This is a genomic window from Pseudomonas sp. NFX71, from assembly GCF_048079215.1.
In the GTDB taxonomy this organism is placed as follows: Bacteria; Pseudomonadota; Gammaproteobacteria; order Pseudomonadales; family Pseudomonadaceae; genus Aquipseudomonas; species Aquipseudomonas fluorescens_B.
This window is the reverse complement of sequence record NZ_CP182230.1, coordinates 5,266,170-5,291,586: the sequence shown is the minus strand read 5'-3', so window position 1 is coordinate 5,291,586 and position 25,417 is coordinate 5,266,170. Positions and strand designations below refer to the sequence as shown.

Genomic DNA, 25,417 nt, shown 5'->3' with positions numbered 1-25,417 from the left:
GAAGTCAGTTTTCTGCTCGTTGCGCCAGGGCATTGTCGAGGCGGATATGACGTTTGTCGCCAAAGCGTCGGGTCAGGCCCAGCCGGTCGAAGTATTCGAGAATCTGGATACTGCGCTTGCGCCCCAGGCCCACCGCATCGCGAAACGCCGTGACTTGAATCACCTCGTTTTGCGCCGCCAGTTGCAAGAGCATAGCCGCCATACGACGCAGCATTGCGTCTGTATAAAACAGGTCGCGGACCACTTGATGCACCAGGCTCAGGCGCGCCATCTTGCGCAGCAGCAAGCGCACCGTCACCTCATCGAAACCCAGGTCACGCACCCACGGGGGATCGAATCCGGCCTGTTCGAACAACGGTTGCAAGTGTTGCCACAGGGCTTCGTCCTCCGCGCTCAAGCGTACTTGATGACCGGGCAAGTGCAGCCACGGTCCGCTGGCAGCGAGAGTGCCAGCGGCCAGCAGTTCGTCGATCAGACTGACGAACGTCGCACGGTCCAGCGCCGTGCCGGCGAACCGGCGCAGGCGATCCCGGTCCGGGCCCATTTGATCCGGTTCCAGTTGATGAAAGCGCGCCAGATGTTCCAGCAGCAATGCTTTTTGCGTTTCCCAGCGCAGTGTGCGGAACAACAGTTGTCCCTGGCGCGTATCGATCAGGCGGACATCCTCGGGTAAATGCCAGGTGCTGCGCGGGCGGTTGAACTGACGTTCCAGACGCTGCGGGTCTAGCCCGGTGTCGCTGTTGGCCAGCAACGCCGGCAAGACCTCTTCCAGATGTGTCGTCGAGGCCAGCGCCTGCAATTGCGCCAGTCGCTCTGGGCTTCGGCGCTGTCGCGATGGCGCGAACGGGTCCAGCACCCGGCCACCGCCGAGGGTGCGCTGAGCGCTTTGGTCACGCAGGATCAAAGGGTCGTCGTGCACCGCCTGCACGGGGGCATTGAGCAGGAGTTGCGCGAACATGCGCTCACCCGGCGCCAGGCTGGAACCCTCCAGTAACGCCACTCGCCCCGTTACGTCCTGAGTCCCGAGGTGCACGTGCACAGGCTGAAAATGTTCGAACGTCCTGGCTTCGCTGATCAACAGATGCAGGTCGATGTCCAGCCGCTGGGTCGGCGCATACAGCCACTCGGCCAGCAGCCAGTGCCCTCGGTGAATCTGCTCCAGTGACAGGCGCTCGGCGCTCAGGTTCAACGCCACTCGCTGGCCCGCCGTGGCGCTGTCGGCTGCCTGATTCTGCGCATGCAGGCCACGCACCCGCACCGGTTTGCCCTGTGGACCGAGCGATAGTGTGTCGCCGACCGCCACCTGCCCGGACAACGCCGTGCCGGTCACCACAATTCCCGCACCAGCGACGCTGAAAGCCCGATCAATTGCCAGGCGAAATCCGCCGTGGGTACTGCGCAGGAGCACTTCTTTTTGCGCATCCAGCAAGGCCTGGCGCAGCGTTTCGATACCCTCGCCAGTCGTGTTCGACAGCGCAATCTGTGGTGCGCCGGCATAAGGTCCGGGCGCGAGCAAAGCGGCGATCTGTTCGCGCACGGCCTGCACTCTAAAAGTATCGACCCGGTCGCATTTGGTGATCGCAATCAGCGCCCGGGGAATGCCCAACAGTTCGACGATGGCCAGGTGTTCCCGGGTCTGGGGCATGACGCCGTCATCGGCGGCCACCACCAGCAGCGCCAGATCAATGCCTTGCGCTCCAGCCAGCATGTTGTGGGTGAAGCGTTCATGACCGGGCACGTCGATAAAACCGGTCAGGGCCGCGCCGGGTTCGAGCGCCGAATACAGATAACCGAGGTCGATGGTCATGCCTCGGTCACGCTCTTCCCGGCGACGGTCGCCCGCCTGACCGGTCAAGGCCTGCAGCAAGGACGTCTTGCCGTGATCGATATGCCCTGCGGTGCCGACGATCACCCGGTCACCTGCAGTTGATCGAGCTGCGCCAGCCATGCCGGCTCGTCGTCCAGTTGCCGCAGATCCAGCCACAGCGCGTCATCATCGAGGCGACCGAGCACGGGAATGGCCAGCTTTCTGAAGGCAGCCTCCAGCTCAAGCAACCGTCGACCGCGCAGGCGCTTGCTGACCTCCGGTCGCAGGCACAGTGCCGCGCTCGGCAGGCGCGCCACGGGTTGGCTGCCACTGCCGATCATGCCCAGCGATGGCACTGCGCTGACGCGCCAGCCCTCGCCCAACACCCTGGCCAGCGATGGTTGCAGGCGCTCGGCCTGGGCGAAGATGTCTGTCTGCGGGCGGATGAGTAGACGCAAACTCGGCAGGCGTTCCGCCAGGCGATCCGGATCGCGGTAAAGCCCCAGCACGGCTTCGAGGGCGGCCAGGGTCAGTTTGTCGACGCGCAACGCCCTTTTCAGGGGGTTCTTCTTGATCTTCGCGATCAGGTCTTTGCGACCCACGATCAGCCCGGCCTGCGGGCCACCGAGCAGTTTGTCGCCGCTGAAGGTAACAATGTCTGCACCGTCGAGCAGTGCCTGGCGCACCGTCGGTTCGGCGGGCAAGCCCCAGCGAGTCAAGTCCAGCAGGCTGCCGCTGCCGAGGTCTTCGAGCAGCGGCAAACCGTGTTTGTGCGCCAGCTCCGCCAATTCGGCAGTTGGCACGCTCGTGGTGAAGCCTTGAATGCTGTAGTTGCTGGCATGCACGCGCATCACCAATCCACTGCGCGGGCCGATGGCGGCTTCGTAATCCTTGGCGTGGGTGCGATTGGTGGTGCCGACTTCATGCAGCTTCACCCCGGCCCGGGCCATGATGTCGGGAATGCGGAACGCACCGCCGATTTCGATCAGTTCGCCCCGGGAAATGATCCCTTCCTTGCGCGCGCCCAGGCTGTTGAGCGTCAGCAGCACGGCGGCGGCGTTATTGTTGACCACGGTGACCGCTTCGGCACCGGTCAGTTCGCGGATCAGGCCTTCGATCAGGTCGTCGCGGTCGCCGCGCTTGCCGCTGTGCAGGTCGAATTCCAGGTTGAGCGGATAGCGGGCGGCCATCTGCACCGCGTCAATCGCTTCCTGCGGCAGTAACGCGCGACCGAGGTTGGTGTGCAACACGGTGCCGGTGAGATTGAATACGCGACGGACATGGCTGCGATGCTGCCGGGCAAGGCGTTCGCCAGCCCTGCCCGCCAACGTGTCGGGGGTGATTTCGATGGCGTCGAGTTGCCCTGAAATGACCGGTTCACGCAGGTCATCCAGCAGTTGCCGTAAACTGCCCAGCAGCGCTTCGCGCCCATAGCGCTCGGACAGTGGCTGGCATGCCGGATGGCGCAGCAAACTGTCGATGGAAGGCAATCGCAAGGCCGGGTTGGCGGATCTGGAGGGCATCAGGGGCTCCCGTAAACGGCTGACCGCCTGAGTGTAGTCGCTGGGACTCTTTGCGAGCGGGCTCGCTCCCGCAATGAATTTGCGTATGCCTGGCGCTCGTACGATGGCGACCTGACAGCCGACCTTTTTTTTGGACTGAGCGCAGAACCTGCGCTCGGCCTTCCGACGGGGCAGATCAAGATCAAAAGCAAAAGCGAGGCGGCCTGATAGCCGGCCTGAAGTTTGTCAGGATCATTGGTGGGAAACACCCGTGTCATGCCCGCCAACAATCCCCTGTGGGAGCTAGCTGTGATCTCTCTGTAGGTTGTTCACTCGGGGCTTTTCCGGGAAATTGGAGGTGCGAACCAAACCAAGCACCCGGAGGCCCCGAGTGAACGCTCATAAAAATGCCCGATTAACCGTTTCCGGTCGAGCCCTTCTTGTTCAACGAATCCTTAAGGAAGGCCTGAGACCTGTTGAGGTAGCTCAGTCTCAAGGAGTCAGTGTTCGCACTGCCTACAAGTGGCTTAATCGCTATCGTGCTGAAGGCGAGGAAGGACTGCAGGATCGTTCGTCCCGGCCCAAGTTCTGTCCGCATGCGCTTCCTGAGATGCGCCAGGAACAAGTGCTTGAGCTACGTCGCCAGCGAAAAACCTATCGCCAAATCAGCCAGGACTTGAAGGTGGGACACAGCACTGTGGGCAGGTTATTGAGCCGTAACGGCCTCAACCGTTTGGCATACCTGGAGCCGCCACCGCCAGTGATTCGCTACGAATATTCTCAGCCCGGAGGTCTGCTTCACCTGGACATCAAGAAGCTGGGGCGTTTTAACAAACCAGGTCATCGAGTGACACGAGACCGCCTAAAAGGCCGCTCTTACCATGTCGGTTGGGAATACGCCCATGTTGCCATCGACGATAACAGTCGAGTGGCACACAGCGGTTTGTACGCAGACCAAAGTGGGCGTAGCGCCTGCCTCGCGCTGATCCGGGCCCTGCGCTACTACGCAAGCCTTGGCGTTTGCTTCGAGCGGGTAATGACCGATAACGGCCCTTGCTACAAGTCCGGACGTTTCAAGCGTCTATGTCGACGGCTGGGGCTTAAACACATCTATACCAAACCTTACACACCACGAACGAATGGCAAGGCAGAGCGATTTATCCAAACCGCTCTGCGCGAATGGGCCTACGCCAGAAGTTACGAAAGCTCAGACCAACGTGCGACCTACCTGACGTCGTGGTTGCACGAGTACAACTGGCATCGCCCGCATGCCAGCCTGAGTTATTTGCCACCAATTAGCCGAATAGCATCCGTGAACAACGTGGTGGGTTTACACAGCTAGCCTGCTAGCGATGGACGTCCAGACACCGCGTTGATTCAGATCGCCCGCTTTATCGTTAACGATCATCGCTAGCAGGCTAGCTCCCACAGGAGATCGGGTTCCGAACGAACGGGGCAATAGCGCTTGGTTAGTTGGCGCTTTTCCAAGTAACCCGCTGTAAGAGCGGAACCATAGGCGGCCGTTACCGAAGAAATGGAGATGTCGCCGAGAGGCCCCAGCAAGAAAGCTTCAATCCCCCCCAGGCGCAAACAAAAGATTCGGCGCCACCCGCTGATACCCTTCCTGCTCCAGGCGCATGTCCAGCATCAGACTGGTCAAATCCCCCGACAGCGCTTCAGCTTCAGCATCATTTTCCAGATACAACAATTTCAGATAACTGCGACAACCGGGACAAACCTCGGCGCGCAACGGCGCCTGATTGGCAGCATGGCGATCATCATCAAGACTGACATATTCCAGACCCTTGCTCTGCTCGCAATACACGCATTTGACCCGCACCACATGCCATTCACAGGCACACAGCGAACACACCAGATAGCGCAAGCCGTTGTGCTTGCCGCGATGCCGAATCACCCCGGCCATCGCCGGAGAACCGCAGGCCGGACACTGGCTGAGACTGTCGCCGGGTTTCAAGGCCAGATCAGGCGTGCTGAGCAACCAATGGCTCCAGGCGGCCTGCAACGCGGCGCCCAGAAATGGCACCAACTCCGCCGGCAGCAACGCAAACTGGCCGCTGACCAAAGCAATTGCCCAGGCTTTGAGTTGGCCGACGCTGGCATTTCGCAAACGGGTTATCGTGCTCTCGACTTCCATTTGCGACGGTGGCCGATAACGCTGCAACAGCGCATGCAGCCAAGGCAACCAATCGTCCTCGCGCACCAGACCGTCGGCAGCGAACGGCGGCAAGCCATGCTGCTGGCAAACCCGCAGACGTTCGGGGTCCGGCAACGTAGCGACGGGGGGATCGTCCATCAACTGCTGCTGAACACCACACAGGCCAGCCACCAGAAGCAGGTAATCGGCCAAAGGATGCCCCTCAGCCAACCGTTCCAGTCGCTGTGCTCGCAACGCGAACAGGTTGTTCGGCGGCAAGTGCAGGAACGGCGGAGAACTCGCCGCCGCTTCAATCTCGCCAGGCTGAAGAATTGTCGCCAAGGGGCTTATCCTTTTTTGCTGACCGGCCGTTCGGGGTGTTCATCGCGCGTGACTTCCCGGTACCAGAGCTCATGGTGTTTCCTTGCCCAGGCACGGCTGACCCAGCCATGCACCATGGCGCTGACCGAGCCCTTGATCCAGATACCGGCGTAGATGTGCACGATGATGCTCAACACCAATACAAATCCCGCCAAGGCATGCAGCAACATCGCCCAGCGAATCGAGGTGATGCCGAAATACTCGCTGAAATATGCCCGCCAGATCACCAGCCCGCTGAACAGCAGCACGAGCATGCACAGCAGCAAGGTCCAGAACAGCAGCTTCTGCCCCGGGTTGTACTTGCCGATCGGCGGCACGCCCTCCTCCTCGTTCTGGATCACTCGCCCGACGCGGCGCAGCCACAAGCGGTCATTGCTGATAAAGAAGTTCGCCCGAAAGAACTGAATCACCAGCCCCAGGAACAGCACGAACATCACCACACCCATGAACGGATGCAGGATGCGCGTCCATGGCCCGCCGCCGAACAGGTGACTGAGCCAGAACAACGCTGGATGAAACAACGCCAGCCCCGACAACGCCGCCATGAAGAAAAAGATCGCCACCAGCCAGTGATTGGTGCGCTGGTTCGAGGTGTAGCGCAGGATCTGTCTGCGGATCATGGTCTGTCCTCCCCGCGCGGATCGAAGGTGTGCACCGCCGGATCGACTTCATGCACCGCAGGGTCTTTGAGGACCGGAAGTTCGTCTTCCTCGACGATCTGCGGGCCAACGCGCACGTAGTGGAAGAACCCGGCCAACACCGCCAGCCCCATGGCCAGCAAGCCCAACGGTTTGCTCACGCCTTTCCACAATTCCACCAGCGGACTGATCGTCGGGCTATTCGGCAGACCGGCATAGAGCACCGGCGTGTCGGCGTGATGCAACACATACATGACGTGGGTGCCGCCCACGCCCTTGGGATCGTACAGCCCGGCGTTGGCGAAGCCGCGGCTCTTGAGATCGACGATGCGTTCGGCGGCGTGTTCCTTCATGTCGTCCTTGGTGCCGAACACAATCGCCCCGGTCGGACAGGTTTTCACGCAGGCCGGTTCCAGGCCTACAGCGACCCGGTCCGAGCACAACGTGCACTTGTAGGCCTTGTGATCCTTTTGCGAGATCCGCGGGATGTTGAACGGGCAACCGGTGATGCAATAACCGCAGCCGATACAGTGGTCCTGATCGAAATCGACGATACCGTTGGCGTGCTTGATAATCGCCCCCGGACTCGGGCACGCCGCCAGGCAGCCTGGCTCGGCGCAATGCATGCAGCCGTCCTTGCGGATCAGCCATTCGAGGTTGCCAGCGTCGGTTTCGTGCTCGGTGAAGCGCATCAGGGTCCAGGTTTCCGCGCTCAGGTCCTGGGGATTGTCGTAGGTGCCGAGGTTGTGACCGACGTCGTCGCGCAGTTCGTTCCATTCCGAACAGGCGACCTGGCAGGCCTTGCAGCCGATGCACTTGGTGGTGTCGATCAGCTTGGCCACTTCCTCCTGATTGCGCACAGACGGCGAAACCGTCGTGGTGGCCGAGCGGGCAATGATGTCTTGGCTGGCCATTCAGACTTTCTCCACGTTGACCAGGAATGACTTGGATTCCGGGGTCTGGGTGTTGCCATCGCCGAGGAACGGCACCAGGGTATTGGTCAGGTAACCGTGACGCGTGAGCCCGGTAAATCCCCAGTGCAACGGGATGCCGATCTGGTGCACCACCTGATTGTTGACCTGCAGCGGGCGTATCCGCTTGGTCACCACCGCCACCGCTTCGATATGCCCGCGTTTGCTGCTGACCCGCACCCGGTCACCGGCAACGATGCCTTTTTCCTTGGCCAGCACCTCGCCGATCTCGACGAACTGCTCCGGCTGGGAAATGGCGTTGAGCTTGCAATGCTTGCTCCAGAAGTGGAAATGCTCGGTCAGCCGGTAGCTAGTGGCGGCGTACGGGTAATCCTTGGCCACGCCGAGGGAATCCCATACCGAATCGAAGATCCGCGCCGCCGGGTTACTGGTGGCTTTCTTGTTTTCCGGGTGCAGCGGGTTGATGCCGATGGGCGTCTCGAACGGCTCGTAGTGTTCCGGGAACGGACCTTCGTTCATCTTGTCGACGGCAAAGAACCGCGCCACGCCTTCAGGGTTCATGATGAACGGATTCATCCCGGCTTCCGGTGGCGAGTCGGCCTTGAAGTCCGGCACGTCGGTGCCGCCCCAGACTTTACCGTTCCACCACACCAGGCGTTTTTTCTCGTCCCACGGTTTGCCTAGCGGGTCGGAGGAGGCGCGGTTGTAGAGAATCCGCCGGTTCGCCGGCCAGGCCCAGGCCCAGCCCTGGTGCTGTTTCATGCCATACGGATCGCTGTTGTCGCGCCGGGCCATCTGGTTACCGGCCTCGGTCCAGCTGCCGCAAAAGATCCAGCAGCCTGACGCGGTGCTGCCGTCGTCCTTGAGTTGACCAAAGCCGGCCAGTTGCGCCTTGCCCTTGATCGCCACACCCGTCGCATCGGTGAAGTCGGTGGTGGCGTAGCCGTTGATCTCCCTGGCCAGCTCTTCCGGCGCCGGTTCGTCGGCAATCCTGTAGGGCCACGACAGTTTGAGGATCGGGTCGGGATAAGTGCCGCCATGGGCTTGATAGCGTTGACGCAGGCGCAGGAACAGCTCGCTCATGATCTGCACGTCGGTGCGCGCTTCGCCAGGGCCGTCGGCGCCTTTCCAGTGCCATTGCAGCCAGCGACTGCTGTTGACCAGAGAGCCGTCTTCCTCGGCGAAACAGGTGGTAGGCAGGCGAATCACTTCGGTCTGGATGCCGGCGGTTTCCACATCGTTATACGGCCCGACGTTGCGCCAGAATTCCGAGGTCTCGGTGGACAGCGGGTCCATCACCACCAGCCATTTCAACCTGGCCAGCGCCGCCATCACCCGGTTTTTGTCGGGCAACGCGGCAATCGGGTTGAAGCCCTGGCACATGTAACCGTTGACCTTGCCCTGCCCCATCAGGTCGAACACCTTGAGGATGTCGTAGTTGGGGATGTCGAGTTTCGGCAAATAGTCGTACGCCCAATTGTTCTCGGCCGTAGCGTTGCCGGCGTACCAGGCTTTCATCAGGCTGACGTGGAATTTGCTGTAGTTCTGCCAGTAGGACAGCTGCCCCGGCCGCAATGGTTTTTGCGTGCGTTTGGTGATGTAGGCGTTGTAGTCCTGCTCCGCGTCCTGCGGCAACGTCAGATAGCCCGGCAGCGCATTGGACAGCAGCCCGAGGTCCGTCAACCCCTGGATATTGGAGTGCCCGCGCAAGGCATTGACGCCCCCGCCCGGCATGCCGACGTTGCCCAGCAGCAACTGCACCATGGCGGCGCTGCGAATGATTTGCGAACCGATCGAGTGCTGCGTCCAGCCCAAGGCATAGAGGATCGTCATGGTCTTGCCCGGTTGCGAGCAGGTGGCGATCTCTTCCCAGATCTTTTGCATGGCGTCCACGGGCATGCCGCAAATCTGACTGGCCAGCTCGATGTTGTAGCGGCTGTAATGCTGCTTCATCAATTGATAGACGCAGTGCGGGTCTTGCAGGGTCGGGTCGACCTTGACGAAGCCGTCTTCACCGAGTTCATAACCCCAGCCGGACTTGTCGGTGTACGCGCGTTTGGTCACGTCGTACCCGCTGAAGATTCCGTCCTCGAAGCCATACCCGGCTTTGACGATGAATGACACGTCGGTGTAATTGCGCACGTACTCGTGCTGGATCTTGTCCTCGGTCAGCAGATAATTGATCAGCCCGCCCATGAAGGCGATGTCGGTGCCGGTGCGAATCGGCGCGTAATAGTCGGCCACGGACGCAGTGCGGGTGAATCGCGGGTCGACCACGATCAGCCGCGCGGCATTGTGCGCCTTGGCTTCGGTCACCCATTTGAAACCGCATGGGTGCGCTTCTGCTGCGTTGCCGCCCATCACCAGGATCAGATTCGCGTTGGCGATATCGGTCCAGGTATTGGTCATGGCACCACGGCCGTACGTCGGGGCAAGACTTGCCACCGTCGGGCCGTGTCAGACACGCGCCTGGTTATCAAACCCCAGCATGCCGAGACTGCGAATGACCTTGTGGGTGATGTAACCCGCTTCGTTGGACGCCGCCGAAGCCGCAAGAAAACCAGTGGTCAGCCAGCGGTTCACCGTTTGACCCTGGGCGTTTTTCTCGATGAAGTTGGCGTCGCGGTCGGCCTTCATCAGGTCGGCGACGCGATCCAGCGCTTCATCCCAGGAAATGCGCGTCCACTCCGTGCTGCCCGGCTTGCGCACCTGCGGATACTGCAGGCGGCCGGGGCTGTGAATGAAATCCAGCAGGCCCGCGCCTTTCGGGCACAGCGTGCCGCGATTGACCGGATGGTCGGCATCGCCTTCGATGTGGATGATGTTTTGCGCGACATTCTTGGCGGCATCGCCCTGGCTGTACATGATCAAGCCGCAGCCTACCGAGCAGTACGGGCAGGTGTTGCGGGTTTCATGGGTGTGGGCGAGCTTGAAGTGGCGCACCTGCTCGGCGAAGGCCGGCGCCGGGGCCATGCCCAGCGCGCCCAGGCTCGAGCCTGCAAGGCCGATACCGGCGACCTTGAAGAACTGACGACGGTTGAGATCCATCGTGCACTCCTGATCAGGTGAAGACCCGGTACTTGTGCCGGGTTTTTCGGGGCAATCACGGCGGCGGCAGCGTAGCTACCGACACTTCAAACTCTAGACAATGCAGTCGAAGACTGTGTGAAAACCGACCGCCGGCCCAGGTTTTTCCGCCGTGGGAGAGCCTTTGTGGCGAGGAGTTTATCCCCGTTGGGCTGCGAAGCAGCCCCCTGCATTCTTTCGGTCATACCGGGTTGACAGGATCTACGACGGCTTCGCCGCCGAACGGGGATAAATCCCCTCGCCACAAAAAACCTCACCACAAATCCCCTCTCCACTCGGCTCGCTCCCACAGGGGCTTGGCCTTATCATGTCTGCCGAATTAATCCCGGCCTTTATGAGATGAGCATGACTTTCGATTTTGATCAGGTGTTCGACCGCCACAACACCGGCAGCACCAAGTGGAGCCGCTACCCGGCCGAGGTTCTGCCGATGTGGGTCGCCGACATGGACTTCGCCGCGCCGCCGGTGATTATCCAGGCCCTGCAAAAACGTCTGGAGCATCCATTGCTCGGCTACAGCGTGGCGCAGGACGACTTGCGCGACGCCATCGTTGCCGACCTCTGGAACAAATACACCTGGCGCGTCGAGCCGCAGGAACTGATTTTCCTGCCGGGTGTGGAGTCGGGTTTCAACATGGCCTTGAACGCACTGGTGCAACCGCAACAGAACGTCGTGGTCCAGGTTCCGAACTACCCGCCGCTGCGGCATGCCCCCGGCCATTGGGGCCTGAACAAGGTTGAACTGAATTTCGACACACAGGCTGACGGCACCTACATCACGCCGCTCGATACCTTGCGCCAGTCGCTGGCCGGTGGCGGCGCGTTGCTGCTGAGCAATCCGCACAACCCGCTGGGCAAGGCGTTCCCACGGAACGAACTGCAAGCGGTGGCAGACATCTGCCGCGAACAGGACGCCTGGATCATCTCCGACGAAATCCACGCCGAACTGTGCTTCGACGGGCGCAAACATGTTCCCACCGCGTCGTTGAGCCCTGAAATCGCCCGGCGCACCATTACGCTGATGTCGGCGAGCAAGGCCTACAACATCGCCGGCCTGAAGACCTCGTTCATGATCATTCAGGACCGGGCTTTGCGTGAGCGAGTCAACCACGCCCGTTGCGGCATGGTCGATAGCGTCAACCCGCTGGGTATGGAAGCGACACGCGTGGCTTATACCGAAGCCGGGCCGTGGCTGACCGAGCTGGTGGGTTACCTGCAAGCCAACCGCGATTACCTGGTCGATGCCGTTCGCACCCGGCTGCCGGGCGTCACCATTAACGTACCGCAGAGCACTTATCTGGCGTGGCTCGATTGCTCGGCGCTGGGTCTGGAGAATCCGCAGCAGTTCTTCCTTGAACAGGCGAAGGTCGGGCTCAGCCCAGGCCTGGATTTTGGCGATGACTGCAAACAGTTCGTCCGCCTGAATTTCGGTTGTCCGCGCGCGTTGCTGGAAGAAGGGATTGCGCGGATGGAGCGCAGCCTGATCAATCTCAAGGCCTGATTCCATCTGAAGGTAAAGACAATCCCCCCCGTGGGAGCTAGCCTGCTAGCGATGGCGGAGTGTCAGTCGACATAGACGCTGACTGATCCGACGCCATCGCTAGCAGGCTAGCCCCACAGGAGGTCGGGTTGATTTGAAGGTTTCAGCAACCGTCCGAAATCCAACCGAACTCAAGACAAAAGAGCGGGGTCCACCCTTTGACTCTTCTGCCTTGAGAACGGAGATTTCCGATGACTGACTATCCAAAACCACCTTTCAAGAAACAGGGCCAGCCGGTCCCCGGCTCCCAGAAGAAAATGGACCCGTATCCGGATTGTGGCGAGCAGAGCTACAAAGGCTCCGGCCGCCTGGACGGCAAAATTGCCCTGATCACCGGCGCCGACAGCGGGATCGGCCGCGCAGTCGCGATCGCCTTCGCCCGTGAAGGCGCGGACGTCGCCGTGGCCTACCTCAACGAACATGAAGATGCGCAGGAAACCGCGCGCTGGGTCGAACAGGCCGGGCGTCAGTGCGTGTTGCTGCCCGGCGACATCGCGCACAAAGCGCAATGCCAGGCGCTGGTCGACAAAACCGTCGAGCGTTTTGGCCGTATCGACATTCTGGTCAACAACGCCGCGTTCCAGATGACCCACGAAAACTTCGAGGACATCCCGGACGAAGAATGGGTGATGACCTTCGACGTCAACATCACCGCCATCTTCCGGATCTGCCAGGCGGCGCTGAAGCACATGAAACCCGGCAGTTCGATCATCAACACCAGCTCGGTCAATTCGGACATGCCCAAGCCGACGCTCCTTCCCTACGCCACGACCAAGGGCGCGATTGCCAATTTCACAGCCGGCCTGGCGCAAATGCTGGGGCCGAAAAACATCCGGGTGAACTGCGTGGCGCCGGGGCCCATCTGGACACCGTTGATCGTCTCGACCATGCCGGATGAGGAAGTGCAGAATTTTGGCGGGCAGACACCCCTGGGACGGCCGGGACAACCGGTAGAAGTGGCGCCGATTTATGTGCTGCTGGCGTCGGATGAGGCCAGCTACATCACCGGTCAGCGCTATGGGATTACCGGTGGCAAACCGATGCTTTGAAGGAACAACATGGTGCTTGCTCGCGCTTGAGTGCGCTGCGCTTACAAAAATGGCATTGGATGTCGGATTTGGGGGCTGCTTCGCAGCCCAGCGGGAGCAAGCCCCCTCGCCACAGAAGCGGCTCAGGGCGCGACAGCTCAGCATCAATCGCAATCAACGTGACGATGACCGGCATCGAATTGGCCAGGGAACACTCATCGCCCACAACTTTCTCCTGCGCCTCGCTCACCGGCCAACGCACGCCGATGGAAGTCCGGCAGCAGCTTCAGGGCATGTTCTGCGGCCATCAGTTGCACCTGAGTCCGAGTGCCGAAAAACCGCTCCTGCTGACTGAAGACACTGCGCCCATGACGGGTCTGATAGGCCCAGGCAAAACAAATGGTGCCGGCCGGTATGCCATCGACGTCTTCCGGACCAAGGATGCCGGTGGTCGCCACGGCAACATTGGCGGTGCTGTCGCGCAGTGCCCCTTCTGCCATTTCCCGGGCGACTTCACAACTGGTCAGGTTGAACGTTTCGATTGTCGAAGGGCTGACGTTGAGCAAACGTTGTTTCGCTTCGGGGGAATAGACCACGTAGCCGCTCTCGATCAACTCACCGCTGTGCGGCACCTCCGCCAGAAGCGTGACGATTTTTCCGGCGGTGCAGGACTCTGCAGTGGTCAGCAGCAAATCGTTCTGACGCAAATACTCGACCACGGACTGGCTGACGCTCATGGCAATTCTCCCGACACAGAGCTGCTCGGTTGACCTTCCCCGCCAGCAAACATTCCCTCTATCGGAACACTCCACTGCGGCGGCCAGAAAAAGTGAACCCCTGACAATGCGCGCCCCTCAATACGTTTAGGGGCCCCTGTCACGGGGCCGCCCCCCGATCAGGAGGTCGTCATGTCCGCACCTATCGTCAAACTGTTTACCCAACCGAATTTCGCGTGGACGGATATCCGCAAGGAAGAGGAAGCCCACCCGCGCCACTACCTCGCTCATTTGTTGCTGCTCGCCTTGATCCCTGCCGTGTGCCTGTTTATCGGGACCACCTACGTCGGATGGAGCCTGGCCGAAAACGAAACGGTGAAGCTCAGCAGCAGTAGCGCGCTGCAATTATGCGTGCTGCTTTACGTGACCATTGTCGCCGGCGTGGCGCTGATGGGGCTGTTCATACGCTGGATGTCCCGTACGTTCGATGCCCGGCCGACGGTCAACCAGTGCATCGGTTTTGCCGCGTATACCGTCACCCCGTTTTTCCTTGCAGGCTTTGCCGGTCTGTACCCGAGTCGTTGGCTGGCGATCGCCGTGCTCGGGGCGGCCTCGATCTACTCGACGTTTTTGCTGTTTGTCGGCATGCCGACCTTCATGCACGAACGCAAGGAACAGGGCTTGCTGAATGCCGCCTGCGTGTGGGGTGTCGGGTTGTTGGTGCTGGTCACTGTCCTGGTGGAAATGATCCTGGTGTGGTTCAACGTCCTGACACCTGAATACCTGCGCGCGACTGCCGGTTGATCGCCCACGGCCCAACATCGCAACACCTGTCCGGCGAGTACAGCGCATGAGCTTCATTCTCTGGGTGGCGGTGTTGGGTGCGGTGCTGCTGACACTGGCGTTGACGTCGTCGTACCTGCGCTGGATGCCGGTGACCACCTCGGCGGTGTGCCTGATGCTGGGAATCGCCATCGGGCCGGCAGCACTCGGCCTGTTGAAGCTGGACATGAACGACGCCTCGACCTGGATGGAGCACCTGACGGAAGTCGCGGTGCTCTTTTCGTTGTTTGTGTGCGGCCTGAAATTGCGTTCGCCCTTCAAGGACAAAAACTGGCGCATCGCCGTGGGACTGGCTGGCCCGGTGATGGTGTTGACCATTACCGGCGTGTCGCTGCTGCTGCACTACGGTTTCGAATTGTCTTGGGGCGCGGCCGTGTTGATTGGATCGATACTGGCACCCACCGACCCGGTTCTCGCCGCGCTGGTGCAAGTCAACGACGCCCGGGATGACGACAGTGTGCGATTTGGCCTCTCCGGTGAAGCGGGGCTCAACGACGGAATTGCCTTTCCGTTCGTGATCCTCGGGTTGCTGTTGTTGCAACACGACGGCAACCCCGGCTGGCTGGGCGACTGGGCTTTGCGCAGCCTGCTCTGGGCCGTCCCTGCCGGCTTGCTCACGGGTTATGCGATGGGGCGCGGCATTGGTCGCCTGACGTTGGTACTGCGGATCAAAAATGACGACAGCACTCTTTCCCCCAACGACTACCTGGCCCTCGCGCTGATCGCCCTGGCGTACGTCGCTGCCGAATCGATTCATGGCTACGGCTTTTTGTCCGTGTTCGCCGCGGGCCTGGGGCTTCGCCATGTGGAAGTCCAATCCACCGGCGACGACGAACTGCCCGCCGAGCATCGAGTCCAGCCGGTGGTCGGCCATCAGAATGTCGAACCGCACCAGGCCGTTCATGGCGACACCGAAGGTCTTGAAGACACGCAGGTCGCCGCCGGTATCATGATGGGCGACATGCTCGCCTTCGGCGGTCTGGTCGAACGCGCCATGGAAGTGTTTCTGGTGACGCTGCTTGGTGTCGTGCTGATTGGGCGCTGGGACTGGCGAGCGCTGCTGATCGGCGGCGTGTTGTTTTGCCTGATCCGACCGCTGAGCGTCGCCGCCCTGCCCTGGCGTGGATTGCTGGACGGGCGCCAGCGCCTGTTGATCGGCTGGTTCGGCATTCGCGGCATCGGCAGCCTGTATTACCTTTTCTATGCCCTTAACCATGGGCTCGCGCCTTCAATCGCAGCTATTTGCACTGACCTCACGTTGTCGGTGGTTGCGCTGAGCATCCTCATCCATGGCATCAGCACGCAACCGATGCTGGCGTGGTACGAGCATCGCAAAAAACAAAAGACTTGAGCTAAAGCGAGCAGTCGGAGCAAACCGGTGTGGCGAGGGAGCTTGCTCCCTCGACACATAAACCCGCGTTCACAACGGGGCGAATCTAGAGTGCCGGTATCGGGGTGGTTTCCAGGTTCTCGGTCAGCGGTACATCACTGGAACCGGGTTGCTCGGCACCGAGCATTTTTGCGCAGGCTGCACTCAACAAACCCACCGGTCCTGCGCCATAGATCGCAATGCTTCAACCCGGGCTGCATCCTCGCTGTTCGATAAAGAAAGGCATCGGTGTCTGTATTAAGGGAGCGAGGGTTCACGGCGAGTTCAGTTGCGTGAGTGGCGAATCTGATCAGTGGTCGCACTGAAAAAACCGGGCGGATCGCGCTGTAAAAAGAAAGCCGCGAACTGCATGAGTCAAAATCCGGACTCATGCAGCCTGCATGACTACAGTTCGCCATCAGCGACTTCAAGCTATTGATTTTAAAGGCACTTGTTTCAATGGCCAGTCGGCACGACAAATGCTCCAGGACTATGAGCGACCTTCGGCCTTGAGACCGTTTGCGCTCATCCCCGTGACTATTCGAGAGAATCGACCATGAACGCCATTGACCTTTTGCAAGCCGACCATGAACGCGTAAAGGGCATCCTGACCCAACTGAGCGAAACCACTGAACGCGGTATAAAGAAACGCACCGAGCTGCTGGCCAAGCTTGAAATGGAGATCACTATCCATACCCGTCTCGAAGAGGAAGTCTTGTACCCCGCGTATAAAAAAGCGGGCGGCAAGGAACAGGACGTCATGTATTACGAAGCCAAGGAAGAACACCGCACCGTTGACTCGCTGGTGCTGCCTGACTTGAAAGTCACCGATCCGTCCTCTGTGGAGTTCGCCGGCCGCGTGAAAGTGGTCAAGGAGCTGTTGGAGCACCACATCGAAGAGGAAGAAACGGAAATGTTTCCTCAGGCCAAAAAACTGCTGGGCAAAGCCACCCTCGAAGAATTGGGGGCGCAAATGGAGAGTCTTAAGGCTCAGTACAAGAAAGAAATGAGTGCAGCCAATCTGGCAGCCTGATCAAAGTGACAGGCAAAAAAAGGCCCGACGCTTGCCGGGCCTTTTTACTTTTGCGTCTTATGCGCCAGGATTGGTCACTTGGATAAAAACCGCGTAACTGCCCAGCAATACCCAGAACGTGGCAAAAATCCAGGGTGTACGCACCGAGAACAACAGCGACTTGCGATAGCCCTTGTGGGAGGACTCCATTTCGCTGAACAACGGCGACTCGTCGTAAGCGAGTCCCATCAGGGGTTCGCTGCGCAGCAGTTCACTCTGCTTGAAGTGCCAGTGATCGATGATGTCATACGCCGCGCGAATGCCCGGCCAGGCGTTGAGTGAACTGAGCAGCCCCAGCAGCGCCAGAAACGGCGGCACCACCAGGGTGAAGAGTTTGCCCCACTCGGGATTAAGGTTGGACATGCACGATGCGAAGGCAATCACCAGAAACGATTGCGCCGCGAGGTAGGCATCGGTGCGATTGGCCAGAATGCTGGTTTCGTACTGGATTTCCCGGCGGTAGAAATCCAGACGTTCCTTGGGCGAGCCGAACATCTTGGCGTTGTGTTCGGTCAAGGCTTCTTCGGCTGGGGTTTCAGTCAGTATTCTTGGCAAGGGAGTCACACACAGAATGGAAAACCTTTAGAAGAAACGCCTACTGACAAGTTCAGCTGGATTGAAACTGCAAGGGGTCTGCAATGGACGATCTTGATTGGGTGCAATGGCCAGCAATGCTGGTCACGGTGCTGGCGGCCTGGCTGATCGGTTCACGAAACCCCAGGCGCCGGGTCTGGGGGTTCATCTGTTTTATCCTCAGCAACATTTTATGGGTGATCTGGGGCTATCACACACAGGCCTACGCGTTGATCGTGTTGCAATTTTGCCTGTGTGCCATGAACTTGCGCGGGTTCAAAAAGAACGCAGGCTCCGCGACCGGACAATGAGTCATTTCATCGTCGAGGCAATGACCTCCACCAGATTCAGCTGAGTAAATGGTTTCGACAGGCGCGGGAGTCTGGTCGCAAAGCCTTCCAGCCGCTCCGCGTAACCCGTGGCGAGGATGATCGGCAGGTCCGGTTTGATGCTTCGGATTGCCTGCGCCAGTTGCGCGCCATCCATTTGTGGCATGGCCATGTCGGTAATGACCAGATCGATGGTCTGCTCGCTGTCGAACACCTTCAGCGCTTGAGCCCCGGAGACTGCACTGATCACCCGATGCCCCAAATCTTCGAGCAATAGGCACGTACTGGTCAGCACCAGATTGTCGTCGTCCACCACCAGCACGCACAGGCGCGGCACCGGCAGCGCGGCGTCCTCCTGGGCAGGCTTGGCAGCCAAACCGTTTGTGGCGACGGGTATCCACAGTTCGGCCGTGGTTCCCTTGTCCTCTTGGCTTTTCAGAATGAATCGCCCGCCCAATTGTTCGATGAAGCCATGCACCATCGACAATCCCAGCCCCGTGCCTTTGCCCACCCCCTTGGTGGTGAAGAACGGGTCCATCGCCGTGGAAAGAGTGGCGTCATCCATGCCCTCCCCCGTATCAACGACGCTCAGGCAGACATAGCGGCCTGACTTTGGCGCGAGCGAAGAGTGATCCCCGGCCTCTTCAGACTTGGCGCTGATCAGGATTTTCCCGCCGTGGGGCATTGCATCCCGGGCGTTGGTCACCAGGTTCAGGACCGCCAGTTCGAGCTGGTTGACGTCGGCCAGCACAGGTTCGAGCGCTTGCGAAAAGCGGGTTTCGAGCACCACGGAAGGCCCGAGGGAACTGCGCAACAGTCCGGTAATGCCCTCCACCAACATCGGGATGTCGACAGGCTCGGTCTTCAGTTCCTGGCGCCTGGCAAAGGCCAGCATGCGTTGGGTCAGCGAAACTCCGCGCTGGGCACCCTGAGTGGCGTTGTCCAGCAACCGGGTGATTTTCGGATCGTCCCCCACGCGCTTGCGGACGATTTCCAGATTGCCGAGGATCACTGTCAGCAGGTTATTGAAGTCATGGGCAATGCCTCCGCTGAGTTGCCCGATGGCTTGCATCTTTTGCGCCTGAAAAAGCGCCTCGCGGGTTTGTTCCAGGGCCTGCTGGGCGTGGGTCGCTTCGGTGATATCACGGGTGATCTTGGCGAAACCGAGCAACGTGCCGGTTTCGCCCCAGATCGGATCGACCACGACATGCGCCAGGAACCGTGTGCCGTCCTTGCGCAGCCGCCAGCCCTTGTTTTCGAATCGCCCCTCACGTACCGCAATGTCCAGCGTGCGCTTCGGTTCGCCGGCTTCGCGATCTTCCGGGGTGTAGAACATCGAAAAATGCTGGCCGATGACTTCTTCGGGCAGGTACCCCTTGATGCGCTGGGCACCAGGGTTCCAGTTGGTCAGGCGTCCATCGGCGTCGAGCATGTAGATGGCGTAGTCCGTGACGCTTTGAACCAGTAGCCGGAACTGCTGCTCGCTTTGTTTGAGGACTTCTTCGGCCATCTTGCGGTCGGTCAGGTCCCGGGTGATCTTGGCAAATCCCAACAAGGTGCCCGCCGCATCGAAAATCGGATCGATCACTACATGGCACCAGAAATGCGTACCGTCCTTGCGAACCCGCCAGCCTTCGCCCTCGAACCGTCCCTCGCGGATCGCCGTGTCCAGCGCCCGTTGGGGCATTCCTTTGAGGCGATCCTCTTCGGTGTAGAAACGCGAGAAATGCTGGCCGAGAATCTCGGCTTCCTCATACCCCTTGAAGCGCTTGGCGCCAGCATTCCAGCTGGTAATGATGCCGTCGGGATCAATCATGTAGATCGCGTAGTCAATCACCGCGTCGATCAACAGGCGAAAACGCCCGTCCTCGATGGTGCTGGCCTTGGTTCGATCTTCGCTCATTGAGCCCTCACGTCAGGAATGTTTTTTGGAGTATGGGACAAATCAGGATGGTAAGAAGCCGGCAATAAGACGCTTGCCTCCCCGAAGCTATCGATACACGTACCTGACGAGGTAGGCGTACAAGTCGTTATAGACAAATTGTGGGACGTCCGCGGCATGGGTAGAGGCTTTGAGCAATGCCAAATGGCATTCTTTAATTATTTCGTTGCGATCGTTTCTTGCGAAGACGAGGTTCTGAATAATGTTGGAGTAGATGCTATAGGTAAAATTCATCCCGGTAGTCGTTGTGGTGACGGAACCATCATTGTTTTTGATATAGGCGCTATGTGCACGAAGGATACGTTCGTTCAACGCTCCGAATCCACGCTCATAGACAAACATTTGCGAACCGCTGACCGCTTTTGCCGCCGTTTCGAAGGCCAGAATGATCGCTTGCGAAAGGCCTGTGCTGATATCCAGCTTCTCCGCCGTGAGAAATCTTTCCAGGTCCTGCACTTCCAGGCTCTTTAGCCCTCGTTTAATGCTCGATACATGAGCGAATTCTTGAGTGCAGCCAACAATGTGAGTCTCGAACTGATACCCGGCAGCGGTCGCCAACGGCGGAAAGGCAGCGAAATCCAGGCTGTCGAAGGCGCTTTCCATGATGATGTTGTATTTACTGTCGAACGCCTGCGCAAAGATCTTTGCGCAGACTTCCCGAACAAACTCCTCAGTGTGCTCGTAAGCATGCAAAACGCCCTTTTTGATTATCTGCGCGTACTGAGGGTGCTTTTTCCTGTACTCGGTCAGGTACAGGCGCACGTAGTTTTTATAGCGGCCAGTAGGCAGCAGGCTCTTTTCCAGCAAGTACGTTTTGCCTGACGCCTCGATCCCAGCCACGACCAGCATTTTGGGTACAGCTTCGACGGTGATACCGCTGAAAATCGTCGCGATGATTTCATCGAATGCCTGCGTGACCTGGTCGGGGGTGTACTCATACATTTTTGCTGCTGACATGCCTTGATTTCCTTATCAAAGTCGGGCTTGAAAGTGATGGCTTGCCGAATCAATAAAGCGTGTACTCACCCATTGTTCAAACGGTGAGAGCTTTCAAGGTATGTCGATGTTTTTTGGGGTAAAAGTTCCTACTCGACAGAGAGCAAAATCGACGGGGCCACCGACCACCAGCGCGGCAGCAGCTGTTTGACCTTGCTGTCGCCAAAGCGATCATCGATCAACATCACCACCCCTTGATCCTGTTGGGTACGGATGACGCGCCCTGCTGCCTGAACGACTTTCTGCACGCCGGGAAACAGGTAGGTGTAGTCATAACCGGCTCCGAAAATCGCCGCCATACGATGTTTCAGCTGTTCATTGACCGGGTTGAGTTGCGCCAGTCCGAGGGTGGCGATAAAGGCGCCGATCAACCGGGCACCGGGCAAGTCGATGCCTTCACCAAACGCCCCGCCCAGCACCGCGAAGCCGATGCCCTGGCTGTGCGCGGTGAACTGATCGAGGAAGTCTTGACGCTGCCCTTCCCCCATGCCTCGGGATTGCGACCAGAGATTGATGTGTGGATGTGTCTCGGCCAGCAACTGCGCCACTTGCTGCAAGTAATCGAAGCTGCTGAAAAACGCCAGGTAGTTCCCGGGGCATTGGGTGAACTGCCTGGCGATCAGCTCGACGATCGGCGCCAGAGAAGACTGTCGATGGACAAACCGCGTGGAAATCTGGCTGACGATATGGACCTTCAACTGGTCAGCGTGAAACGGTGATTCGACGTCGATCCAGACTGTGCTCGCGGGCGTCCCGAGCAAATCGGCATAGTAATGACGAGGGCTCAACGTCGCGGAAAACAGCACGGTACTGCGTGCCGCCGTCAGGCGGGGTCGGATGAAACCGGCGGGAACCACGTTGCGCAGGCACAATTGCGACAGGTTGCGTTTGCGGTCAAGGTCGCGTTTGCTGATGTCGAACAGGAACTGTTCATCGAAAAGCTCGGCGACGCGACAGAACTGCAGCATGTCGAAATAGAAACTCTGCAAGGCGCTGTCCAGGCCCTGGGGATGATCATTGAGATAGTCGCCGATGCTCGCGCTGCATGACGACAATGCCTGTAGCAGTTTTTCCGGGGGTTTGTCGTAGGCCTGGTATGGCGCGAGTTGCAGGTTATGCAGGGCGTTCCATTCACGATTGACCCGTTGCAAGGCTTTCTTCAATGGCTCGGGAGCGGTTTTGCGCACACCGTTGAGCGTCGACTGGTCAAGGCTGGCGCTGTACATCTGCCGCCCGCGCTCCACCAGATTGTGGGCTTCGTCCACCAGTACCGCGACTTTCCAGTTGTTGGCCTGGGCCAGCCCGAACAGCAGCGCGCTGAAATCGAAATAGTAGTTGTAGTCAGCGACCACCACGTCGGCCCAACGGGCCATTTCCTGGCTCAGGTAGTAAGGACAGACACTGTGTTTCAGGGCGACGTCGCGCAAGGCGTTCTGATTCAACAGTGACAGCTCGCTGGCGGCCTGGCGCGCAGCCGGCAACCGATCATAGAAACCCTGGGCCAACGGGCAGGATTCGCCATGGCAGGCCTTGTCCGGATGCTCGCAGGCCTTGTCCCGGGCAATCATTTCCAGAACACGCAACGGTGGCGCAGTCGCGCTGTCGAGAATGACCTGCGTCGCATCGAGCGCCAGTTTGCGCCCGGGGGTTTTCGCCGTGAGGAAAAACACCTTGTCCAGCTGCTGCGGCGCCAGGGCCTTGAGCATTGGAAACAGCGTGCCGACGGTCTTGCCGATACCTGTCGGCGCCTGGGCCATCAGGCAACGGCCGGTGCTGACGGCCTTGAACACGGACTCCGCCAGATGCCGTTGCCCCGGACGAAAATCGGCATGGGGAAATGCCAGTTGCTGAGCCGCGCCGTTGCGTGCTTCGCGATGGGCCATCTCCTGTTCAGCCCAGCGCAGGAACAGCTGGCAATGATGCTCGAAAAACCCCTTCAGTTCTTCAGCGCTGAACGCTTCGACCAGACAGGTTTCCTTTTCGCTGACGATGTCGAAGTACACCAGCGCCAGGTTGATCTGCGCCAGATCCAGTTTCTGACACATCAACCAGCCGTAGACCTTGGCCTGCGCCCAGTGCAGCTGACGGTGGTTGGTCGGTTGTTTGCTCAGGTCACCGCGGTAGGTTTTCACTTCTTCCAGGCAGTTTTGCACCGGATCGTAGCCGTCCGCCCTGCCCTTGACCTTCAACGTTTGATACTGGCCTTCAAGCGCGACTTCACCCTGATATCCGTCGCTGCGCCGGGACGCCACCGTCCGGTGGCCGACGATGCCTTCCAGCGCAGTCGGCGAGGGTGTAAAGCGCAAGTCGAGGTCGCCGACCTTGGCGGTGAACTCACACAACGCCCGCACTGCGATGCTGTAGCTCAAGCGCTCTGCTCCGCCCATTGCACGTAGCAGACGGCAATCGGCATCTGGTGTTCATGGCAGAACTCGAGCCAGCGCAACTGGTTGTCTTGCAGGCGATCGCCAGGGCCTTTGACTTCGATCATGCGATAGGTCTTGTGCTGCGGCCAGAACTGAATCAGGTCCGGCATGCCGGCGCGGTTGGCCTTTATGTCCAGCAGTAAACGGTTGAACCAGTGTTTGAGGTGCTCGGCCGGCAGACAATCAAGCGCCTGGTCGAGCAGGTCTTCGGTTAACGCGCCCCAGAACACAAACGGCGATTGCACGCCCCACTTGGCGGCATACCGTTCCCGGATCGTCTGGAGGTAACGCCCGTCATCGAGCTCGGCGAGGCAGGCCTTGAACAGATCGGCGCGTCGTGCATGGAAGTCTTCATTAAGCAGATCCACCGGCCCACGCTGGAACGGGTGGAAAAACGCCCCGGGCAAGGGCGCGAAGATCGCCGGCCAGCACAGCAACCCGAACAGCGAGTTGATCAGGCTGTTTTCGACGTAGTGCACCGGTGCCGAATCCTCCGCCAGATGCGCCTGTACGTAGAACTCCACCGATAGCGCTGGATCGACTCTGGGCAGTTGCAGCTCCAGGCGCAGCATTTCCCTTGGGGACGAACGTTTTGCTGGCGGCCCGCCAAGCTTGCGACGCAGCCGGGGCAATACGCGCAGCAGTTGCTGTTGTTCGGCAGCGCTTTCCGGCGATTGGCCAGCCACTGTGGCCAGTTCCATGGCCAGTTGATACTCGCCACAGCGCTCCAGCACACGAATCAACCGCGCCCTCGCACCGGGCCACGCGCAGTTGCGGTAAATCCCCAGCGCATTGGCAAAATCCGCCACGCGCTCGCAGTGCTGACCGATCTGGAACAACAGCTTGCCGCGCCGTTTCTGCAACCAGGGATTGGTGAGTGTCAGCCCGTTGATCTGCTCGACAATCCCCGCCACCGCCTCGCCCGCTTCCAATCGCTGCTGGCATTCGTGAAGGAAGAAACAGGCATCCACGTCCTCGCGACTGCGCAAGCCTCGGGATTCCGCGCAGAACTCGACTTTTTCGTAGGTAAAGATGCCGAGGTCGGCCAGTACGAACTCCGACCAGTCCTGATAAAGATTGCCGAAGAACATCAGGCGCAGACGATCACACAGACCCATGATGGTCAGGCTGAACAACCGGTCTTCCAGGGGGGCGCACCATTGGCTAAAACTGAGTGCTTCGGGAAATCGCTCGCTCAGGGGCGGGAGCCACTCGGTCTTTTTTCCTTTGGGCTGATCAATGACGGTGCCGAAGCACTGCACGATTTCCGCCTTGAGCAATACGTCGAATAGCGTTTCGAGTGAGAGCGGCGCCTGCTCATCGATCCAGCCCAGTTCCAGTAATGGCGCGGCGGCGCTGGCGATGTCGCCAATCTCGAGGTAATGCAGTTTGCCAGCCCGGAAATGAATCCCCTTGCGCATCACCATCCGTACCAGCAGCGCCCTGGACTCGCGGGGCAACCGGTTGAATTCACGGATGAAGGTTTGCTCCTCGACCGTCAGCACATCGGCATAGCGGTGCTCAAGCCAATCAAGCACTTGCGTGAAGTTGTTCAAGTAATAGAACGGATCGTCGAGCGGATTCTGGGTCACAGGAAAACAGGGCCATGGGGAGCGAATACTGGTTATGCGTACAGATACCAGCAACGCCCTGTCCGGTGCAAACGGAAAAGGATAAGCGGCGGCGTGATCGGGATTATTTCGACTGCCTGTCGAACTTTCCCGCGATCCATCGTACCAACCGCGTTAGAGGTACAGTGACGATTGAAGGATTCGCAGCAGTCGCGCTGTTTTTTGGAGGATGAGAGGTGGTTATGAATATCAAGACTCTGGGTTTGCCCCTGGCTATGGCGGCGCTGCTGGCCCTTGCTGGTTGCTCGACGCCAACGGTAGTGACACTGCAGAACGGCACCCAGTATTTGACCAAAGACATGCCGAAAGCCAATAACACGGAAGGTTTTTACGAATTTGAAGATATTTCCGGGACGAAAGTGAAGGTCAAGGTTGATGAAGTGGCTACGGTTCGCAAGGAAGACTGAAGACCGCGTTATCGTTCATCGCGGGCAAGCCCGCGATGTGTCCC

Annotated in this window: 20 protein-coding genes and 1 pseudogene; 8 read left to right on the top strand and 13 right to left on the bottom strand. The window is 59.5% G+C overall.

The window, feature by feature from the left end:
- Positions 1-4 precede the first annotated feature (4 nt).
- Together selB and selA are read right to left on the bottom strand one after the other, a co-directional pair.
- Entirely contained in the window at positions 5-1,912 is a 1,908-nt protein-coding gene (selB, locus tag ACM1ZW_RS24635) for a selenocysteine-specific translation elongation factor (RefSeq protein ID WP_416740838.1), read from the bottom strand.
- Positions 1,909-3,330 carry an L-seryl-tRNA(Sec) selenium transferase gene (gene selA, locus ACM1ZW_RS24630; RefSeq protein ID WP_017338791.1) on the bottom strand — a complete coding sequence of 474 codons (1,422 nt, stop codon included), beginning with the start codon at positions 3,328-3,330 and terminating at the stop codon, positions 1,909-1,911. Before selA ends, selB begins: the two co-directional genes overlap by 4 nt.
- Positions 3,331-3,700: 370 nt before the next feature.
- Here selA and ACM1ZW_RS24625 point away from each other — a divergent pair, with 370 nt between their 5' ends.
- A complete protein-coding gene (locus ACM1ZW_RS24625) occupies positions 3,701-4,651 on the top strand; it encodes an IS481 family transposase (RefSeq protein WP_080995117.1) in 951 nt (316 codons plus the stop codon).
- 228 nt (positions 4,652-4,879) lie between these two features.
- Here the strand turns inward: ACM1ZW_RS24625 and fdhE are convergent, their stop codons facing one another.
- Genes fdhE through fdnG form a run of 4 tightly spaced genes read right to left on the bottom strand, consistent with a single transcriptional unit; the run spans position 4,880 to position 10,463 of the window.
- Positions 4,880-5,806 (bottom strand): formate dehydrogenase accessory protein FdhE, encoded by a 927-nt coding sequence (gene fdhE / locus ACM1ZW_RS24620; protein WP_416739550.1) that lies wholly within the window; start codon positions 5,804-5,806, stop codon positions 4,880-4,882.
- 5 nt (positions 5,807-5,811) lie between these two features.
- Complete coding sequence (locus tag ACM1ZW_RS24615; protein ID WP_017338789.1) at positions 5,812-6,465, bottom strand: formate dehydrogenase subunit gamma; 654 nt, start codon at positions 6,463-6,465, stop codon at positions 5,812-5,814.
- Complete coding sequence (fdxH, locus tag ACM1ZW_RS24610; protein ID WP_416739549.1) at positions 6,462-7,397, bottom strand: formate dehydrogenase subunit beta; 936 nt, start codon at positions 7,395-7,397, stop codon at positions 6,462-6,464. Before fdxH ends, ACM1ZW_RS24615 begins: the two co-directional genes overlap by 4 nt.
- Entirely contained in the window at positions 7,398-10,463 is a 3,066-nt protein-coding gene (fdnG, locus tag ACM1ZW_RS24605) for a formate dehydrogenase-N subunit alpha (RefSeq protein ID WP_144425259.1), read from the bottom strand.
- A gap of 384 nt (positions 10,464-10,847) precedes the next feature.
- On the opposite strand from fdnG, the gene ACM1ZW_RS24600 reads away from it, so the two are divergent.
- Positions 10,848-12,002 carry a MalY/PatB family protein gene (locus ACM1ZW_RS24600; RefSeq protein ID WP_416739548.1) on the top strand — a complete coding sequence of 385 codons (1,155 nt, stop codon included), beginning with the start codon at positions 10,848-10,850 and terminating at the stop codon, positions 12,000-12,002.
- Between the two features lie 230 nt (positions 12,003-12,232).
- Positions 12,233-13,090, top strand: coding sequence for an SDR family oxidoreductase (locus tag ACM1ZW_RS24595; protein WP_017338784.1), 858 nt, complete (start codon positions 12,233-12,235; stop codon positions 13,088-13,090).
- Positions 13,091-13,284: 194 nt separating this feature from the next.
- On the opposite strand, the gene ACM1ZW_RS24590 is transcribed toward ACM1ZW_RS24595, so the two are convergent.
- On the bottom strand, positions 13,285-13,806 hold the full coding sequence (locus tag ACM1ZW_RS24590; RefSeq protein ID WP_416739547.1) for a CinA family protein: 522 nt from the start codon (positions 13,804-13,806) through the stop codon (positions 13,285-13,287).
- 171 nt (positions 13,807-13,977) lie between these two features.
- Between ACM1ZW_RS24590 and ACM1ZW_RS24585 the strand changes: the two genes are divergently transcribed.
- Both ACM1ZW_RS24585 and ACM1ZW_RS24580 read left to right on the top strand, forming a co-directional pair.
- Positions 13,978-14,589 (top strand): Yip1 family protein, encoded by a 612-nt coding sequence (locus ACM1ZW_RS24585; protein WP_416739546.1) that lies wholly within the window; start codon positions 13,978-13,980, stop codon positions 14,587-14,589.
- Positions 14,590-14,635: 46 nt separating this feature from the next.
- Positions 14,636-15,979, top strand: a complete 1,344-nt coding sequence (locus tag ACM1ZW_RS24580) for a cation:proton antiporter (protein ID WP_416739545.1) — start codon at positions 14,636-14,638, stop codon at positions 15,977-15,979.
- A 148-nt stretch (positions 15,980-16,127) separates the two neighbouring features.
- Here the strand turns inward: ACM1ZW_RS24580 and ACM1ZW_RS24575 are convergent.
- Positions 16,128-16,202: pseudogene (locus ACM1ZW_RS24575) on the bottom strand (hypothetical protein); the annotation flags it as partial.
- Between the two features lie 351 nt (positions 16,203-16,553).
- Between ACM1ZW_RS24575 and ACM1ZW_RS24570 the strand changes: the two are divergent.
- Entirely contained in the window at positions 16,554-17,030 is a 477-nt protein-coding gene (locus tag ACM1ZW_RS24570; protein ID WP_017338779.1) for a hemerythrin domain-containing protein, read from the top strand.
- 57 nt (positions 17,031-17,087) lie between these two features.
- Here the strand turns inward: ACM1ZW_RS24570 and ACM1ZW_RS24565 are convergent, their stop codons facing one another.
- A complete protein-coding gene (locus ACM1ZW_RS24565; protein ID WP_017338778.1) occupies positions 17,088-17,624 on the bottom strand; it encodes a hypothetical protein in 537 nt (178 codons plus the stop codon).
- Positions 17,625-17,707: 83 nt separating this feature from the next.
- Here ACM1ZW_RS24565 and ACM1ZW_RS24560 point away from each other — a divergent pair, with 83 nt between their 5' ends.
- Positions 17,708-17,953 (top strand): hypothetical protein, encoded by a 246-nt coding sequence (locus tag ACM1ZW_RS24560; protein WP_414880483.1) that lies wholly within the window; start codon positions 17,708-17,710, stop codon positions 17,951-17,953.
- A gap of 1 nt (position 17,954) precedes the next feature.
- Here ACM1ZW_RS24560 and ACM1ZW_RS24555 read toward each other — a convergent pair whose 3' ends face one another.
- The 4 genes from ACM1ZW_RS24555 to ACM1ZW_RS24540 form a co-directional block, all read right to left on the bottom strand.
- Complete coding sequence (locus ACM1ZW_RS24555; protein WP_017338776.1) at positions 17,955-19,874, bottom strand: hybrid sensor histidine kinase/response regulator; 1,920 nt, start codon at positions 19,872-19,874, stop codon at positions 17,955-17,957.
- 87 nt (positions 19,875-19,961) lie between these two features.
- The gene (locus tag ACM1ZW_RS24550; RefSeq protein WP_416739544.1) at positions 19,962-20,870 is read right to left on the bottom strand and encodes a zeta toxin family protein; all 909 of its coding nucleotides are present in this window, start codon (positions 20,868-20,870) and stop codon (positions 19,962-19,964) included.
- Positions 20,871-20,998: 128 nt separating this feature from the next.
- Positions 20,999-23,278 carry an ATP-dependent DNA helicase gene (locus ACM1ZW_RS24545; protein ID WP_416739543.1) on the bottom strand — a complete coding sequence of 760 codons (2,280 nt, stop codon included), beginning with the start codon at positions 23,276-23,278 and terminating at the stop codon, positions 20,999-21,001.
- A complete protein-coding gene (locus ACM1ZW_RS24540; protein ID WP_416739542.1) occupies positions 23,275-24,927 on the bottom strand; it encodes a VRR-NUC domain-containing protein in 1,653 nt (550 codons plus the stop codon). The genes ACM1ZW_RS24545 and ACM1ZW_RS24540 overlap by 4 nt, the downstream gene beginning before the upstream one ends.
- A gap of 221 nt (positions 24,928-25,148) precedes the next feature.
- Here ACM1ZW_RS24540 and ACM1ZW_RS24535 point away from each other — a divergent pair, with 221 nt between their 5' ends.
- A complete protein-coding gene (locus tag ACM1ZW_RS24535) occupies positions 25,149-25,373 on the top strand; it encodes a YgdI/YgdR family lipoprotein (protein ID WP_017338772.1) in 225 nt (74 codons plus the stop codon).
- Positions 25,374-25,417 lie beyond the last annotated feature (44 nt).